The sequence below is a fragment of the Paraburkholderia sp. Tr-20389 genome (genome assembly GCF_017104565.1).
Taxonomy (GTDB): Bacteria; Pseudomonadota; Gammaproteobacteria; order Burkholderiales; family Burkholderiaceae; genus Paraburkholderia.
The window spans coordinates 148,499-163,137 of sequence record NZ_JAAGPD010000019.1 but is presented as its reverse complement, the minus strand read 5'-3'; the positions used below and the strand labels follow the sequence as shown (position 1 = coordinate 163,137).

The window sequence follows — 14,639 nt, the reverse complement described above, 5'->3', positions numbered from 1 at the left end:
ACTCCACCGGAAAGCCCGTCAATGCTGGCTCTCCCGCCCTTCTCCGTTTCTCCCGCGCCGCGTTGGCCGCAGCGCGAAAGACCGGAATTCTAGGCGCCTGAAGCAGCGCTTGCAAGCACTTTTTTGACGAATCCGATCAACGATGTTTGAAGACCGGTTTGCGCTTTTCAACGAAGGCCGCCATCCCCTCTTTCTGATCCTCAGTCGCAAACAGCGAATGAAACAGCCTGCGCTCGAAATGCACCCCTTCGGCCAGCGTCGTCTCATACGCGCGATTGACGGACTCCTTCACCATCATCACAGCCGGAATTGGAAACTCCGCGATCGTCGTGGCTGCAGCAATCGCCTCGTCGATCAGATTCGCAGCGGGAATCACGCGCGACACCAATCCCGATCGCTCCGCCTCGGCGGCATCCATGAACCGCGCAGTCAAACACAGATCCATTGCCTTCGCCTTCGACACAGCGCGAGGCAAGCGCTGCGTACCGCCCGCTCCCGGCATGATGCCCAGCTTGATTTCTGGTTGACCGAACTTCGCGGTGTCGGCGGCGAGGATGATGTCGCACATCATCGCCAACTCGCAGCCGCCACCCAACGCGAATCCGGCTACCGCCGCAATGATCGGCTTCCGAACTGATCGGATTGCCTCCCAGTTTCTTGTGATGTACTCGCCCTTATAGACATCCATATAGGAATAAGTCGCCATCATTCCTATATCAGCGCCCGCCGCGAATGCCTTTTCGCTTCCGGTGATGACAATGGCACCAATGTTTTCATCCGAGTCGAACGCGCGCAACGCCTCTCCCAGTTCGTCCATCAGAGCGTCGTTAAGCGCATTCAGCGCCTTCGGACGATTCAGCGTAATCAAACCTACGCGGCCACGTGTCTCAACCAGAATGTTCTCGAATGCCATGCACTCCTCCTAAGTGTTTACCTGCAGACGCAAGGGGCTCGCGTCACATCTCAATAATGCTAACATTCACCAACCAACCGGTCGGTCAATAAATCGACAAGGTTCCTTCCACCGTTCAGTCTGAAACTTGCCCGCCATGACCCACTCACTCTTCACGAAGCACGAAGACACGCTGCAGAAAGCGCTCGCCGCCATCGAAACCCGCGGCTACTGGAGCCCGTTCTCCGAAATGCCGAGTCCCAAAGTGTACGGGGAAACCGCCAGTGCGGACGGCGAATCGGCATTCAAAGCCCACCTGAACAAGAACTTCGAACTCGACCAGCCGAGCACGGGCGAAACGGTTGGCGCCGAGCAGTCGCCGTTCGGCTTTCCGCTGGGCATTCGCTACCCGAAATCGGATCCCGACGCGCTCGTCGCCGCAGCATCCCGCGCTCAGCGCCAATGGCGCGAAGCCGGCCCGAAAGCCTGGGTCGGCGTAAGCCTCGAAATCCTCGCGCGCATCAACCGTCTGAGTTTCGAGATCGGCTATAGCGTGATGCACACTACAGGCCAGGCATTCATGATGGCTTTCCAGGCGGGCGGCCCTCACGCCCAGGATCGTGCGCTCGAAGCCGTCACCTATGCCTGGGACCAACTGCGCCGGATTCCGGCCGACGCCCATTGGGAAAAGCCGCAAGGCAAGAACCCTCCGCTTGCGATGCAGAAGCGCTTCAACATCGTGCCGCGCGGTACGGGCCTTGTGCTCGGGTGCTGCACGTTCCCGACGTGGAACGGCTACCCTGGCCTCTTCGCAGATCTGGCGACCGGCAACACCGTGATCGTCAAGCCGCACCCGGGCGCAATCCTGCCGCTCGCCATCACGGTCCGCGTCGCCCGTGACGTCCTGCGTGAAGCCGGCTTCGATCCGAACATCGTCACCTTGCTCGCAACGGATCCAAACGACGGCGAACTCGTTCAGGCCCTCGCACAGCGCCCGGAAATCAAGCTGATCGACTTCACGGGCAGCACGCAAAACGGCACCTGGCTCGAACGCAACGCACATCAGGCCCAGGTGTTCACTGAGAAGGCCGGCGTGAACCAGATCGTGATCGACTCGGTCGACGACATCAAATCCGCCGCGCGCAACATCGCCTTCTCGCTCGCGCTGTACTCGGGCCAGATGTGCACGGCGCCGCAAAACATCTACGTGCCGCGCGACGGCATCCGCACGGCCGAAGGCCAGCTTCCGTTTGAAGCCATTGCCGAAGCGATCGCAAGCGCAGTCCAGAAGCTCGGCTCGGACCCGGCACGCGCAGTCGAACTGCTGGGTGCGATCCAGAACGAAGGCGTCGCACAGCGCATCGACGAAGCGCGCAAGCTCGGTCACGTTCTGGCTGACAGCCAGTCGCTCGAACACCCCGCATTCGCCGGCGCCCGCGTGCGTACTCCGCTGGTTCTGCAACTCGATGCCGCGAAGGACGAAGCGAAGTTCACGAAGGAATGGTTCGGCCCGATCTCGTTCGTGATCGCGACGGACTCGACCGGGCAGTCGCTCGAACTGGCCAGCCGGATCGCCGCCGAACACGGCGCGCTCACGCTCTCCGTTTACAGCACCGACGACAGCGTGATCGAAGCCGCCACGGAAGCTTCAATTCAAGGCGGCGTCGCGCTCTCGATCAACTTGACGGGCGGCGTATTCGTCAATCAGTCGGCAGCGTTCTCAGACTTCCATGGCACGGGAGCCAACCCCGCTGCCAATGCCGCGCTCGCCGATGCCGCCTTCGTCGCGAACCGCTTCCGTGTCGTTCAGAGTCGGGTTCATGTTGAACCGAAGACAGTCGCCGCATAAGCCGGCCGAACGATATAGGACGTTTGACCGACGTTTTGGCCTATAACTTCAGGCCCACTGAACATGCGTCAGACGTCGAACTAACATGCAGTCAAGGGCGAGCACATTCGCCCGCCTCTCCTCGCAGGAACTCCGACATGACCGACGCTTTTATCTGTGACGCGATCCGCACCCCCTTCGGCCGCTACGGCGGCGCATTGAAAGATGTCCGCGCGGACGATCTAGGCGCCATCCCGATCAAGGCGCTGATCGAACGGAATCCAGGCGTGGACTGGCGCGCGCTTGACGACGTGATCTACGGCTGCGCCAATCAGGCGGGAGAAGACAATCGCAATGTCGCGCGCATGTCGGCGCTGCTGGCAGGTTTGCCGACTGACGCCCCGGGCTCCACGATCAACCGGCTTTGCGGATCGGGCATGGATGCAGTCGGCACGGCAGCCCGCGCGATCAAGGCGGGCGAAGCACGCCTGATGATCGCGGGCGGTGTCGAAAGCATGACGCGCGCCCCCTTCGTGATGGGCAAGGCCACGTCGGCGTTCTCGCGCCAATCGGAGATTTACGACACGACCATCGGGTGGCGCTTCGTCAACGCGCAAATGAAGCGCGCACACGGCGTCGATTCGATGCCCGAAACAGCAGAGAACGTCGCCGTCGATTTCAACATCAGTCGCGCCGATCAGGACGCATTCGCGCTGCGCAGCCAGGAGAAGGCAGCGCGCGCGCAACGCGACGGCACGCTCGCGCAGGAAATTGTCCCCGTCGATATCCCGCAGAAAAAGGGCGAGCCGGTCCGCGTCACGCTAGACGAGCATCCGCGCGAAACGTCGCTCGAAGCGCTTGGCAAACTAAAGGGCGTGGTGGGTCCGGACGGTTCGGTGACGGCGGGTAATGCGTCGGGCGTCAATGACGGCGCGTGCGCACTGCTCATTGCCAACCGGGCAGCAGCCGAACAGTATGGCCTGCGTCGCCGCGCTCGTGTGATCGGCATGGCGACTGCCGGCGTCGAGCCGCGCATCATGGGTATCGGCCCGGCACCCGCCACGCAGAAACTGCTCAAGCAACTCAATATGACGCTCGGCCAGTTCGACGTGATCGAACTCAACGAAGCGTTCGCGTCGCAAGGTCTGGCCGTTCTGCGCCAACTCGGCTTGCGCGACGACGATCCGCGCGTGAACCCGAACGGCGGCGCTATCGCGCTGGGTCACCCACTCGGCGCTTCCGGCGCGCGTCTGATTACGACGGCGCTCTATCAGCTCGAACGCATCAGTGGCCGTTACGCGCTGTGCACGATGTGTATCGGTGTCGGTCAAGGCATTGCGCTCGCTATCGAGCGCGTCTGAGCGACCCGACATTCGAAACGTATGCAGACGAGGAGACAATCGATGGCCTTTGAAGCGATCCGCGTAGACATCGACGCCGCCACGCGCGTCGCCACCGTGACACTGAATCGCCCCGACAAGCTGAACAGTTTCACACGCGCGATGCATGATGAACTGAGCGCAGCGCTAGACGAAGTCGAGGCTTCCGGCGCCCGAGCCCTCGTGCTGACGGGTGCCGGTCGCGGGTTTTGCGCCGGCCAGGATCTGGCCGACCTCGACTTCACGCCGGGCGCCATGACGGACCTCGGCGACCTGATCGACAAGCACTTCAATCCATTGATCCGCCGTTTGCAGGCGCTGCCGCTGCCGGTCATCGCTGCGGTGAACGGCACCGCGGCGGGCGCAGGAGCGAATCTCGCGCTCGCCTGCGACCTGGTGTTGGCCGCGCGTTCTGCCAGCTTCATCCAGGCGTTCGTCAAAATCGGCCTGGTGCCCGATTCGGGCGGCACGTGGTTCCTGCCGCAACGCGTCGGCATGGCTCGCGCATTGGGACTGGCGATCACGGGCGACAAGCTCAGCGCCGAAAAGGCTGAAAGCTGGGGACTCATCTGGCAAGCCGTCGACGACACCGAACTGCAGGCGGCAGCCGGCAAGCTCGCTGCGCAACTCGCGCAACAACCCACCCGGGCGATCGCAGCCATCAAGCAGGCCATGCGCTCGAGCGCGACCCAAACGCTCGATCAGCAACTCGATCTCGAACGTGACATGCAGCGTGAACTCGGCGCGTCGTATGACTACGCGGAAGGTGTCCGCGCGTTCATCGAAAAACGCGCACCGCGCTTCGAGGGGCGCTGACATGTCCACGCAACCCGACTTGAGCAACACGATGACACCCGACGAACTCGCCCGCGCAACTGCCGAAGCCATGTATGCAAACGACGCCTGCAGCAAGGCGCTCGGCATCGAAATCGTCGAAGTACGCGCTGGCTACGCGCGCCTGCGCATGAACGTACGGCCCGACTTCCTGAACGGTCACCAGATCTGTCACGGCGGTCTGATGTTCACCCTGGCCGACTCGGCATTCGCGTTCGCCTGCAACTCGTACAACGTCAACACCGTCGCAGCGGGCTGCTCCATCGAATTCCTGCGCCCCGTGCAAGGTAATGACGTCCTCACTGCGGAAGCAGTCGAGCAGACATTGAGCGGCCGCAACGGCGTCTACGACATTCGCGTCACGAATCGCGCGAACGAGACCGTTGCGATGTTTCGCGGCAAGTCCGCGCAGATCAAAGGCACGGTGATCCCCGTCGACAACTGACGGGCCGCGTCACACCTTCACGTAATTGCGTCGCCTTTCGCGCGGCATCCTATTCTGATAAGCAAGGAGACATTCGATGACAACCCCGCTCCCGCTCGACCCGATCGAAAAGGCGAGCCGCGACGAACTTGCCGCGCTTCAACTCGAACGGCTGAAATGGTCGCTCACGCACGCGTATGAAAATTCGCCCGTCTATCGACGCAAATTCGACGAAGCAGGCGTGCATCCGTCCGAGCTGAAGACGCTCTCTGACCTGTCGCGCTTTCCCTTCACAACCAAGAAGGACCTCCGCGACAACTATCCGTTCGGCCTGTTCGCCGTGCCGCAAGAACAGATCTCGCGCATTCATGCGTCCTCCGGCACCACGGGCAAGCCGACCGTCGTCGGCTACACGGCGCGCGACATCGACAACTGGGCGAATCTGGTCGCGCGCTCCATCCGCGCGGCAGGCGCGCGACGCGGTGACAAGGTGCATGTGAGTTACGGCTACGGCCTCTTCACAGGTGGTCTCGGCGCGCACTATGGTGCCGAGCGGGCGGGCCTGACAGTCATTCCGTTCGGCGGCGGACAGACCGAGAAGCAGGTGCAGCTGATCCAGGATTTCCGTCCCGACATCATCATGGTGACGCCGAGCTACATGCTGTCGATCGCCGACGAACTTGAACGTCAGGGCGTCAATCCCAAAGATTGCTCGCTGCGCATCGGCATCTTCGGTGCCGAACCGTGGACCAACGACATGCGTCGCGCGATCGAAGAACGGATGGGCATCGACGCCGTCGACATTTACGGTCTGTCGGAAGTGATGGGACCGGGTGTGGCGTCCGAATGCGTCGAGACCAAGGACGGTCCGACGATCTGGGAAGATCACTTCTATCCCGAGATCATCGATCCCGAAACGGGCGAAGCGCTGCCTGACGGCGAACTGGGCGAACTCGTGTTCACATCGCTGACGAAAGAAGCGCTGCCGATCATCCGTTACCGCACGCGCGACCTCACGCGTCTGCTGCCGGGCACGGCGCGCACGATGCGTCGAATGGAGAAGATCACCGGTCGCTCGGACGACATGATGATCATCCGCGGCGTCAACGTGTTCCCGACGCAGATCGAAGAGCTGCTGCTCAAGCAGCACGCGCTCGCGCCGCACTATCAGATCGTGCTGACCAAGGAAGGTCCGCTGGACGTAATGACGCTGAACGTCGAACCCTGCCCGGAAACCGCGCCGGACACGGCCGCGCTGACGGCGGCGAAACAGGCGCTGGCTTATGACATCAAGGCGCTGATCGGCGTGACGGCGAACGTGGTGCTGCTCGGCGTGAACGGCATCGAGCGCTCGGTGGGCAAGGCGCGTCGCGTGGTCGACAAGCGCAAGGCGGGCGCGTAAGCGTCGATGCCGAAGGCAGCCGACTGAAAAAAGCAAAAGCCCGACGGCTGTGACAACAGCCGTCGGGCTTTTCAATTCAGGCAACGGCTCAACCGCAACCCGTTCTCACGACAACCTCAAGAATTAGGCAGTAGCAGCCACATCCGGCCCGCCTGCTTCATCTTGCCGGCCAGATCCCCTGCTTCATCGCCGAGTCCCCAGAAATAATCGGCACGCACGCCCCCCTTGATCGCCGACCCCGTGTCTTGCGCGAACACCAGGCGATTCATCGGTGCGTTCGTCAACGGACGCGTGGTTTGCAGGAAGACGGGCGTCCCGAGCGGAATCGACGACGGATCGACGGCAATCGACCGCTCGGGCGTCAGCGGCACACCAAGCGCACCGATCGGGCCGTCTGCACCACCGGCCGGCGCCGGTTCGTTCGACGCCATCTCGCGGAAAAACACGAAACGCGGATTCGTATCGAGCAGCGCATCGACGCGCGTCGGGTTCGCGCGCGCCCAGCCCTTGATTCCTTGCATCGTCGCCTGCGCCGGCGTGAGTTCACCGCGATCGAGCAGCCAGCGGCCGATCGACTTGTACGGCTGATTGTTCGTCCCGCCGAAACCGACCCGCATCACGCTGCCGTCTTCCATCACGATGCGTCCCGAGCCTTGCACCTGCAGGAAGAAAGCCTCGATGGGATCGTCGACCCAGACCAGTTCATTCCCGTTCAGCACGCCAGAGCGCTCGAGCTGCGCGCGCGCCGGCATCGGCGAACCGGGACGGTAGGCAGAAGGCCAGCGGTACAGGGCCGTCTGATACACCCCGCGACGCACACGCGAACCGCGCAGCAGCGGCTCGTAGTAGCCCGTCACGAGTCCGTCGAGCGTCCCGTCGGTGTTCGCGAACTGGAATGGCGTGAAGTAGGTTTCGAAAAAGGTGCGCGCGCTGGCCACGTCGAGATCGTCCAGCATCAGCGCGGCAGCGCAGGCGCGCCGCCACGTCGGCTGGGCCGCGAGGCGCGCACAGTTCTGGCGCAACGCCGCAGCGGCGCCGATCAGCGAATCGTCCTGCCAGCCCGGCACCTGTTGCCACGCTACCGCCGTCAACCGCTGCGAAGCGATCTGGCCGGGGATGATCGCGGCGCCCGTCGGCGGCGAAACGGAAGGCCGAACCACACCGCCGCCGCCGCACGACGCAAGCAGCACGGCAAACGACAGCGCTCCCGCCCAGCTCGCAGCCCGGCGGACAATGCGAATACAATGATTGTTCTCGATGGAAACTGCCATGTCTGATCTGCTCGACGAATACCCGATGCTCATCTTCGCGCTGGAGTCGCTCCTCGCGCTTTCCCTGCTGATTTTCATCGTTGTGTGGACAGCGTCCGGCAAGAAAAAGAATGCCGCACGCCAGAAGCAGGACGCAAAACAGGTCCCGCCGCAGCAACAGCCGCGTCGCTAACAGACTGCGCGCGGCGCTTTCCGTTCAATGCAGCGTGCGCGGCATGCGCAGAACGAATTCCGGCACGGGCGCGTCCCAGCGCTCGCCATCCTCCGCCACGCAGAAATACTCGCCGCGCATCGTTCCGACGGGCGTCGCGATCACGGCATAGCTCGTGTACTCGAACTGCTCGCCCGGCTTCAGCAGCGGCTGATGCCCGACCACGCCCAACCCTTTCACTTCCTGAACGCGATTTTCGCTATCCGTAATCACCCAGTGGCGCGCGATCAGTTGCGCGGTCACCTGGCCCGTGTTGCGGATGGTGAGCGTGTAAGCGAAAGCGTATTTCCGATGCTCCGGGTCCGACTCTTCGGCGATATACCGGACCTGGGAGGACACGCTGAATTCGTACTGACTCATGCTGATTCCGATGGTGAGCGTAGCGCGCGATGGGTCCGCGCGAGGCCGTGTGCTGGCGGCTCGCACGCGGATGACTGCGTGCCGGCGCAGGGCGTTGACATGGTTTGGCATTCTGCTTGATGCCGCGCAGGCCCGCAACCGCGACGGCCAACGGGACAAGGCCCGGGAAGATTACGCCTTGCATGCTGCGCGGGGCGCTCGCGCGAGGCCGCGGCGCGCCTGCCGGCGCTAAAATAGCGGTTTTCCGTCTCCCGCCCCACCCCACGCCATGACTCAATTCCGTATCGCTCCCAGCATCCTGTCCGCCGACTTCGCGCGGCTCGGCGAAGAAGTCCGCAACGTTGTCGCCGCAGGCGCCGACTGGATTCACTTCGATGTGATGGACAATCACTACGTCCCGAACCTGACGATCGGCCCGCTCGTATGCGAAGCGATCCGCCCGCATGTGCAGGTGCCCATCGACGTGCATCTGATGGTTCGCCCCGTCGACCGCATCGTCCCCGACTTCGCGAAGGCCGGCGCGAATCTGATCAGCTTCCATCCGGAAGGCTCGGACCACATCGATCGCACGCTGTCGCTGATCCGCGATCACGGCTGCAAGGCCGGCCTCGTGTTCAATCCCGCGACGCCGCTCAACTACCTCGATCACGTGATGGACAAGCTCGATCTCGTGCTGATCATGTCGGTGAATCCGGGCTTCGGCGGGCAGTCGTTCATTCCCGAGGCGCTGAACAAGCTGCGCGAAGCACGCGCCAAAATCGACGCCTACACGGAAAAGACCGGCCGCGAGATTCACCTCGAAGTGGACGGCGGCGTGAAGGTCGACAACATCGCGGAAATCGCGGCAGCGGGCGCGGACACCTTCGTGGCGGGCTCGGCAATCTTCGGCCATCCTGACTACAAGGCGGTCATCGACAAAATGCGCGGCGCACTGGCATCGGTTGAGCGCTGATATGGAAGCGACGCCTCGTTACCCTGCTCCCGCGTTCACGGCCGGGAAGATCCGCGCGGCTATCGTCGATCTCGACGGCACGATGGTCGATACCGCCGACGATTTCACGGCATCGCTGAACGGCATGCTCGCCCAGTTCGACGCGGAAGAAACCTCGCGCGAAGAAGTGATCGACTATGTCGGCAAAGGCTCCGAGCATCTGATCCGCAGCGTGCTCGCACCGCGCTTCGAGGCCGAGTTCGCGCAGTCGCGTTTCGACGAGGCGCTCGCGATCTATCAGGAGGAATACGCGAAGATCAACGGTCTGCACACGCGACTCTATCCCGATGTCGAAGCTGGCCTGATGGCACTGCGCGACGCAGGTCTCGAACTCGCGTGCGTGACCAACAAGCCGCACCGCTTCGCGAAGCAACTGCTCGAGCATCACGGGCTGCTGCGCTACTTCAGCGTCGTGCTGGGCGGCGACAGCGTCGCGGCGAAAAAGCCCGATCCGCTGCCGATGCTCACCGCGTGTGAACGGCTCGGCGTATCGCCCAAAGAAGCCGTGGCAATCGGCGATTCGCAGAACGATGCGTTCGCGGGCCGCGCGGCCGGCATGGCGACCCTGACCGTGCCGTATGGCTACAACCACGGCGAAGCTGTGCAAACCATAAAATCGGATGGTATAGTTGTGTCGCTGTTGGGCGCCGCCAAGGCGATCGCAGCGCACAATGCAGTAAAATGAGCGCCACCCAAGCAGCACTTAATCATTCGACTTAACAAAGTCTTCCTCATGTTTCTGAATAAAAAACGGAGTCTGAGCACGATCGACCGGGGAGCCTGGCCCTGGCGTCGCTGGTCGCGCTGATACCTCGCCCGAGGTACGCTGAAGCTCGTCTTTGGCACCCGTTTTTTCATTCGCTGCGCTTCCGCGCTGTTCCCGAACTGCCGGTTTCGACCGGTGCAACCTCGCTGTATCGAGTTTCAGCTAGCCGTCGCGTACCTTGCGTACTATCGTCGTGCTGTGAAGCCGTGCATGCGTCGTTGGGAAAGCGCGCGCCGGTCTCTTACCTGTGACGAGCACATTCGACCGGTAACGCAGCCATGCCATGTCCGACGCACCACACCGCCGGACACACGAACAGGATCGGAACATGACCGAACTCGAATTTCAGTCCCTCGCGAACGAGGGCTTCAATCGCATCCCGCTGATCGCCGAAGCGCTGGCCGACCTCGAAACGCCGCTCTCGCTGTATCTGAAGCTCGCGCAAACCGAGCGCAACGGCGCGAACTCGTTTCTGCTCGAATCGGTGGTGGGTGGCGAACGCTTTGGCCGCTACTCGTTCATCGGCCTGCCGGCGCGCACGCTGATCCGCACGAACAATGGCGTGACGGAAGTCGTGAAGGACGGCAAGGTCGTCGAGACGCACGAAGGCGACCCGCTTGAATTCATCCAGCAGTTCCAGGGCCGCTTCAAGATCGCGCTGCGTCCGGGCCTGCCGCGTTTTGCGGGCGGTCTGGCCGGTTATTTCGGCTACGACGCGGTGCGCTACATCGAAAAGAAGCTCGCGCACACGGCTCCGCCGGACGACCTGAATCTGCCCGACATCCAGCTGCTGCTGACGGAAGAAGTTGCCGTCATCGACAACCTCGCGGGCAAGCTGTACCTCGTGATCTACGCCGATCCGGCGGCGCCCGAAGCGTACACGCGCGCCAAGCAGCGTCTGCGTGAACTCAAGCAGCGCCTGCGCACGACCGTACAGCCGCCCGTCACGTCGGCGAGCGTGCGCACCGAAATCTTCCGCGAGTTCAAGAAGGACGACTACCTCGCCGCCGTGCGCAAGGCGAAGGAATACATCGCCGCGGGCGAACTGATGCAGGTGCAGGTCGGCCAGCGTCTGACCAAGCCGTATCGCGACAATCCGCTCTCGCTGTACCGCGCGCTGCGTTCGCTGAATCCGTCGCCGTATATGTATTACTACAACTTCGGCGATTTCCACGTGGTCGGCGCGTCGCCGGAAATTCTGGTGCGTCAGGAAAAGCGCAACGAAGACCGCATCGTCACGATCCGGCCGCTGGCGGGCACGCGTCCGCGCGGCAACACGCCCGAACGCGACGCCGAACTCGCCACTGAACTCCTGAACGATCCGAAGGAAATCGCCGAGCACGTGATGTTGATCGACCTCGCGCGCAACGACGTGGGCCGCATCGCGGAGATCGGCTCGGTGGCCGTGACCGACAAGATGGTGATCGAAAAGTACTCGCACGTGCAGCACATCGTGAGTTCCGTCGAAGGCAAGCTGAAGCCGGGCATGACCAATTTCGACGTGCTGCGCGCGACGTTCCCGGCGGGCACGCTGTCGGGCGCACCGAAGGTTCGCGCGATGGAACTGATCGACGAACTCGAACCCGTGAAGCGCGGCCTGTACGGCGGCGCCGTCGGTTACCTGTCGTTCACGGGCGAGATGGATCTCGCCATCACGATCCGCACGGGCGTGATCTGCAACGGCAATCTGTACGTGCAGGCGGCCGCGGGCGTGGTCGCCGACTCGGTGCCCGAATCCGAATGGCAAGAGACCGAGAACAAGGCGCGCGCCGTGCTGCGCGCCGCCGAGCAGGTCCAAGACGGCCTCGATAGCGACTTCTGACGGAGACTGACCATGCTGCTGATGATCGACAACTACGACTCGTTCACCTATAACCTGGTCCAGTACTTCGGCGAACTCGGCGAAGACGTGCGGACTTATCGCAACGACGAAATCACCCTCGACGACATCGCGAAGCTCAACCCCGAGCGCATCTGCCTGTCGCCGGGACCGAGCAATCCGCAACACGCGGGCATCACGCTCGACGTGCTGCGCGAATTTTCCGGCAAGTACCCGATTCTCGGCGTGTGCCTCGGCCATCAGGCGATCGGCGAAGCATTCGGCGGCCGCGTCGTGCGCGCGCAAACCATCATGCACGGCAAGGTGAGCCAGATCGAAACCGACTGCAAGGGCGTGTTCGCCGACCTGCCGAAGCATTTCACCGTCACGCGCTATCACTCGCTCGCGATCGAACGCGAGTCGCTGCCCGATTGCCTCGAAGTGTCCGCATGGACCGACGACGGCGAAATCATGGGCGTGCGTCACAAGACGCTGCCCGTCGAAGGCGTGCAGTTCCATCCGGAATCGATCCTGTCGGAACATGGCCACGCGTTGCTCGAAAACTTCGTGAAGCAGTCGAAAACTGCGGCACGCAGCGCCTGATTAAAAGAGGAGACGTCATCATGATTACGCCCCAGGAAGCGCTGCAACGCACGATCGAGCATCGCGAGATTTTCCACGACGAGATGCTGCACCTGATGCGCCTCATCATGCGCGGCGACATGTCGCCCGTGATGGCGGCCGCGATCATCACCGGCCTGCGCGTCAAAAAAGAGACCATCGGCGAAATCACCGCGGCCGCCACGGTGATGCGTGAGTTCGCGCGTCACGTCGACGTGCAGGACAACTCGAACTTCGTCGATATCGTCGGCACGGGCGGCGACGGATCGCACACGTTCAACATCTCGACGGCCACGATGTTCGTAACGGCGGCAGCGGGCGCGAAAGTCGCGAAGCACGGCAACCGCGGCGTATCGAGCAAGTCGGGCAGCGCGGACGTGCTCGAAGCACTCGGCGTCAACATCGATCTGCAGCCGGAACAGGTGGCGGCATCGATCGCCGAAACGGGCATGGGCTTCATGTTCGCGCCGAACCATCATCCCGCGATGAAGAACATCGCGCCCGTGCGGCGCGAACTCGGCGTGCGGACCATCTTCAACATCCTTGGTCCGCTGACGAACCCGGCCGGCGCGCCGAACCAGCTACAAGGCGTGTTTCACCCGGACCTCGTCGGCATTCAGGTTCGTGTGATGCAGCGTCTCGGCGCGCGGCACGTGCTGGTCGTGTATGGTAGGGACGGCATGGACGAAGTGTCGCTGGGCGCGGCGACGCTGGTCGGCGAACTGCGTAACGGCGAAGTGACCGAGTACGAGATTCACCCCGAGGACTTCGGCATGCAGATGGTGTCGAACCGCACGCTGAAAGTGGCGGACGCGACGGAATCGAAGGTGCTGCTGCTCGAAGCGCTCGACAACAAACCGGGCGTCGCGCGCGAAATCGTCACGCTGAACGCGGGCACGGCGCTGTACTCGGCGAACGTCGTGGAGTCGATCGCGGACGGCATCCAGCTGGCGCGCGAGGCGATCGCGAGCGGCAAGGCACGCGCGAAAGTCGACGAACTGGTCCGCTTCACGCAGCAGTTCAAGCATTGATCAAGTAACGGAATTCACATGAGCGATATTCTCGACCGCATCATCGACGTCAAGCGCGAGGAAGTGCGCGCCGCGCAGAAAAGCGCGCCGCTCGAAGAACTGCGTCTGCAGGCATCCACGCGCGATCTGCGCGATTTCGTCGGCGCGATCCGCGCCAAGCAAGAGGCCGGTCTGGCGGCCGTCATCGCCGAGGTCAAGAAGGCCAGCCCGTCGAAAGGCGTGCTGCGCGAGCACTTCGTACCCGCCGACATCGCGCGTTCGTACGCGAAGCACGGCGCGGCGTGTCTGTCCGTGCTGACCGACGTGCAGTTCTTCAAGGGCAGCGCACAGTACCTGGAAGAAGCGCGCGCCGCGTGCGAGCTGCCCGTGCTGCGCAAGGACTTCATCGTCGATCCGTATCAGATCCTCGAAGCGCGCGCGATGGGTGCCGACGCGATCCTGCTGATCGTCGCCGCACTCGAAACCTCGCAGATGCAGGATCTCGAAGCGTACGCGCATTCGCTGGGTCTCGCGGTGCTGGTGGAAGTGCACGACAAGAACGAACTGGTCGAAGCATTGACGCTGAAGACGCCGCTGATCGGCGTGAACAACCGCAACCTGCGCACGTTCGAAACGTCGATCGACACGACGCTCGGCCTGCTGGACATGATGCCGGCCGACCGCATCGTCGTGACCGAGTCGGGCATTCTGTCGCGCGTCGACGTCGAGCGGATGCGCGCGATGGACGTGAACACGTTCCTCGTCGGCGAGGCGTTCATGCGCGCCGAGGAGCCGGGCGCGGAACTTGCGCGAATGTTCTTCTGAGTACGG

Annotated in this window: 15 protein-coding genes; 12 read left to right on the top strand and 3 right to left on the bottom strand. The window is 62.9% G+C overall.

The annotated features are described in order from the left end of the window. Positions 1-136: 136 nt before the first annotated feature. Positions 137-913 carry an enoyl-CoA hydratase gene (locus G3N95_RS19795; RefSeq protein WP_205971751.1) on the bottom strand — a complete coding sequence of 259 codons (777 nt, stop codon included), beginning with the start codon at positions 911-913 and terminating at the stop codon, positions 137-139. 136 nt (positions 914-1,049) lie between these two features. Between G3N95_RS19795 and paaN the strand changes: the two genes are divergently transcribed. The 5 genes from paaN (at position 1,050) to paaK (ending at position 6,759) form a co-directional block, all read left to right on the top strand. After that, positions 1,050-2,741, top strand: a complete 1,692-nt coding sequence (gene paaN / locus G3N95_RS19790) for a phenylacetic acid degradation protein PaaN (protein WP_205971750.1) — start codon at positions 1,050-1,052, stop codon at positions 2,739-2,741. Between the two features lie 137 nt (positions 2,742-2,878). After that, positions 2,879-4,081, top strand: coding sequence for a 3-oxoadipyl-CoA thiolase (pcaF, locus tag G3N95_RS19785; RefSeq protein ID WP_205971749.1), 1,203 nt, complete (start codon positions 2,879-2,881; stop codon positions 4,079-4,081). Positions 4,082-4,123: 42 nt separating this feature from the next. Continuing rightward, positions 4,124-4,915 (top strand): 2-(1,2-epoxy-1,2-dihydrophenyl)acetyl-CoA isomerase PaaG, encoded by a 792-nt coding sequence (gene paaG / locus G3N95_RS19780; RefSeq protein ID WP_205971748.1) that lies wholly within the window; start codon positions 4,124-4,126, stop codon positions 4,913-4,915. Position 4,916: 1 nt separating this feature from the next. Next, positions 4,917-5,378, top strand: coding sequence for a hydroxyphenylacetyl-CoA thioesterase PaaI (gene paaI, locus G3N95_RS19775; RefSeq protein ID WP_205971747.1), 462 nt, complete (start codon positions 4,917-4,919; stop codon positions 5,376-5,378). 76 nt (positions 5,379-5,454) lie between these two features. Continuing rightward, on the top strand, positions 5,455-6,759 hold the full coding sequence (gene paaK / locus G3N95_RS19770; RefSeq protein WP_205971746.1) for a phenylacetate--CoA ligase PaaK: 1,305 nt from the start codon (positions 5,455-5,457) through the stop codon (positions 6,757-6,759). A 116-nt stretch (positions 6,760-6,875) separates the two neighbouring features. Here the strand turns inward: paaK and G3N95_RS19765 are convergent, their stop codons facing one another. Continuing rightward, the gene (locus G3N95_RS19765) at positions 6,876-8,108 is read right to left on the bottom strand and encodes an MltA domain-containing protein (protein ID WP_205971745.1); all 1,233 of its coding nucleotides are present in this window, start codon (positions 8,106-8,108) and stop codon (positions 6,876-6,878) included. Here G3N95_RS19765 and G3N95_RS19760 point away from each other — a divergent pair. After that, positions 8,029-8,202 carry a hypothetical protein gene (locus G3N95_RS19760; protein ID WP_007580649.1) on the top strand — a complete coding sequence of 58 codons (174 nt, stop codon included), beginning with the start codon at positions 8,029-8,031 and terminating at the stop codon, positions 8,200-8,202. The genes G3N95_RS19765 and G3N95_RS19760 overlap by 80 nt on opposite strands. 24 nt (positions 8,203-8,226) lie before the next feature. Here the strand turns inward: G3N95_RS19760 and apaG are convergent, their stop codons facing one another. Beyond that, a complete protein-coding gene (apaG, locus tag G3N95_RS19755) occupies positions 8,227-8,601 on the bottom strand; it encodes a Co2+/Mg2+ efflux protein ApaG (protein ID WP_109481538.1) in 375 nt (124 codons plus the stop codon). A 268-nt stretch (positions 8,602-8,869) separates the two neighbouring features. Between apaG and rpe the strand changes: the two genes are divergently transcribed. The 6 genes from rpe to trpC all read left to right on the top strand — a co-directional run bounded on the left by rpe (position 8,870) and on the right by trpC (position 14,633). After that, positions 8,870-9,553, top strand: coding sequence for a ribulose-phosphate 3-epimerase (rpe, locus tag G3N95_RS19750; protein ID WP_205971744.1), 684 nt, complete (start codon positions 8,870-8,872; stop codon positions 9,551-9,553). Position 9,554: 1 nt separating this feature from the next. Beyond that, positions 9,555-10,277, top strand: coding sequence for a phosphoglycolate phosphatase (locus G3N95_RS19745; RefSeq protein ID WP_205971743.1), 723 nt, complete (start codon positions 9,555-9,557; stop codon positions 10,275-10,277). Positions 10,278-10,686: 409 nt separating this feature from the next. Beyond that, positions 10,687-12,180, top strand: coding sequence for an anthranilate synthase component I (gene trpE / locus G3N95_RS19740; protein WP_205971742.1), 1,494 nt, complete (start codon positions 10,687-10,689; stop codon positions 12,178-12,180). 12 nt (positions 12,181-12,192) lie between these two features. After that, the gene (locus tag G3N95_RS19735; protein ID WP_205971741.1) at positions 12,193-12,780 is read left to right on the top strand and encodes an aminodeoxychorismate/anthranilate synthase component II; all 588 of its coding nucleotides are present in this window, start codon (positions 12,193-12,195) and stop codon (positions 12,778-12,780) included. Positions 12,781-12,797: 17 nt separating this feature from the next. Beyond that, positions 12,798-13,829 carry an anthranilate phosphoribosyltransferase gene (gene trpD / locus G3N95_RS19730; protein WP_205971757.1) on the top strand — a complete coding sequence of 344 codons (1,032 nt, stop codon included), beginning with the start codon at positions 12,798-12,800 and terminating at the stop codon, positions 13,827-13,829. 18 nt (positions 13,830-13,847) lie between these two features. Continuing rightward, a complete protein-coding gene (gene trpC, locus G3N95_RS19725) occupies positions 13,848-14,633 on the top strand; it encodes an indole-3-glycerol phosphate synthase TrpC (protein WP_205971740.1) in 786 nt (261 codons plus the stop codon). Positions 14,634-14,639: the final 6 nt, after the last annotated feature.

Bases quoted from the DNA above. Each gene is read 5' to 3' on its own strand.
- G3N95_RS19795 (WP_205971751.1), bottom strand. From the start codon at position 913: ATGGCATTCGAGAACATTCTGGTTGAGACACGTGGCCGCGTAGGTTTG.
- paaN (WP_205971750.1), top strand. From the start codon at position 1,050: ATGACCCACTCACTCTTCACGAAGCACGAAGACACGCTGCAGAAAGCG.
- pcaF (WP_205971749.1), top strand. From the start codon at position 2,879: ATGACCGACGCTTTTATCTGTGACGCGATCCGCACCCCCTTCGGCCGC.
- paaG (WP_205971748.1), top strand. From the start codon at position 4,124: ATGGCCTTTGAAGCGATCCGCGTAGACATCGACGCCGCCACGCGCGTC.
- paaI (WP_205971747.1), top strand. From the start codon at position 4,917: ATGTCCACGCAACCCGACTTGAGCAACACGATGACACCCGACGAACTC.
- paaK (WP_205971746.1), top strand. From the start codon at position 5,455: ATGACAACCCCGCTCCCGCTCGACCCGATCGAAAAGGCGAGCCGCGAC.
- G3N95_RS19760 (WP_007580649.1), top strand. From the start codon at position 8,029: ATGTCTGATCTGCTCGACGAATACCCGATGCTCATCTTCGCGCTGGAG.
- G3N95_RS19765 (WP_205971745.1), bottom strand. From the start codon at position 8,108: ATGAAAATCAGCAGGGAAAGCGCGAGGAGCGACTCCAGCGCGAAGATG.
- apaG (WP_109481538.1), bottom strand. From the start codon at position 8,601: ATGAGTCAGTACGAATTCAGCGTGTCCTCCCAGGTCCGGTATATCGCC.
- rpe (WP_205971744.1), top strand. From the start codon at position 8,870: ATGACTCAATTCCGTATCGCTCCCAGCATCCTGTCCGCCGACTTCGCG.
- G3N95_RS19745 (WP_205971743.1), top strand. From the start codon at position 9,555: ATGGAAGCGACGCCTCGTTACCCTGCTCCCGCGTTCACGGCCGGGAAG.
- trpE (WP_205971742.1), top strand. From the start codon at position 10,687: ATGACCGAACTCGAATTTCAGTCCCTCGCGAACGAGGGCTTCAATCGC.
- G3N95_RS19735 (WP_205971741.1), top strand. From the start codon at position 12,193: ATGCTGCTGATGATCGACAACTACGACTCGTTCACCTATAACCTGGTC.
- trpC (WP_205971740.1), top strand. From the start codon at position 13,848: ATGAGCGATATTCTCGACCGCATCATCGACGTCAAGCGCGAGGAAGTG.